This is a genomic window from Pseudomonas sp. TAE6080, assembly GCF_018732265.1.
Lineage (GTDB): Bacteria > Pseudomonadota > Gammaproteobacteria > Pseudomonadales > Pseudomonadaceae > Aquipseudomonas > Aquipseudomonas brenneri.
Genome location: NZ_JAHIDY010000093.1, coordinates 1 through 1,247 on the forward strand (window position 1 = coordinate 1; position 1,247 = coordinate 1,247).

Below are 1,247 nucleotides of genomic sequence, written 5' to 3' on the forward strand. Positions count from 1 at the left end.
TGAACTGGCCTAATGAATTTGGACACATCAATAGGGCGCTATGATGGCGCCCAAATCTGAGGTGTGCATGAGTATGCGAAAGTCCTATTCCAGCGAGTTCAAGCTCAAAGCCGCAAGCATGGTGCTTGATGAAGACCAGCCTGTTCCCGAGATTTGCGCCAGTTTGGATATCGGCCCTACGGCTTTGCGCCGCTGGGTCGAGCAGGTACGTAAAGAGCGTGCCGGATCAACACTGGCTGGTACAAAGGCGATCACCGCCGAACAGAAGCAAATCCAGGAACTGAAAGCCCTGCTCAGGCAAAAAGACCGGGATATCGAAATTCTAAAAAAGGCCAGTGCTCTCCTGCTTTTGGACTCCAAAGATCATTCCCTCTGATCAATGAGTTGGGCGAGCAGTACGGCGTTTCAGATTGCTGTCGTGTATTTGAAGTCAACCGCAGCAGCTATTACGCCTGGCGTCAGCGTCAGGGGAAAACCAACCTGGAGCGCGAAGCGCTCAAGGTTGTTCTAGTTAAGTATCACAAGGCTTCAAGAGGATCGGCAGGGGCGCGAACCCTTTCTGAAGACCTGCGAGGCGCAGGCCATCAGGTGGGGCGCTACATGGCCCGCCGTTTGATGAAGGAGGCTGGGATTGCCAGCCGACAACGCAGGCCCCATAAGTACAAGTCGTCAGGCGTTGAGTCTTTGGTGGCCGAGCATGAGCTGGAACGTGAGTTTTACGTAGCTGATATCAACAAGGTCTGGTGTGCGGACATCACCTATATCCAGCTCGGCAAGCGTTGGCTCTACTTCTCGGTAGTTTTGGATCTGTTTGCGCGCCGAGTGGTGGGGTGGTCTTATTCACTGGTCGCCGATGCGACGCTGGCAAGTGAGTCACTTCGGATGGCTGTTGAATTGAGAGGGCGACCTAAAGGGGTGCTGTTTCATTCTGACCAGGGATGCCAGTACACCAGTCATAAATTCAGAGCTGAACTGCAGGCACACGAGCTGAAGCAGAGCATGAGTCGAAAAGGCCAATGCTGGGATAACGCCCCGATGGAGCGTTTTTTTGGCAGTTTGAAGTCCGAGTGGGTGCCCGAGGAAGGTTACAACTCGGAGTACGAGGCTCGGGCAGATATCAACCGATATGTGGCGCGCTACAACAGCGTAAGGCGCCACAGCTACAACGGTTACAACTCCCCAGTAGCGGCAGAAAAGCTAGCAGCGTGAGAACCGAAAAGAATGTCCGAAATTACTGGACCAGTTCA

Annotated in this window: 2 protein-coding genes; both read left to right on the forward strand. The window is 53.6% G+C overall.

Annotated elements, in window-relative coordinates:
• Positions 1 to 73: 73 nt before the first annotated feature.
• Positions 74 to 376, forward strand: coding sequence for a transposase (locus KL786_RS29810; protein WP_252193898.1), 303 nt, complete (start codon positions 74 to 76; stop codon positions 374 to 376).
• Between the two features lie 8 nt (positions 377 to 384).
• Positions 385 to 1,209: an IS3 family transposase gene (locus KL786_RS29250; RefSeq protein WP_252193899.1), complete on the forward strand. Its 825-nt coding sequence runs from the start codon at positions 385 to 387 to the stop codon at positions 1,207 to 1,209.
• Positions 1,210 to 1,247: the final 38 nt, after the last annotated feature.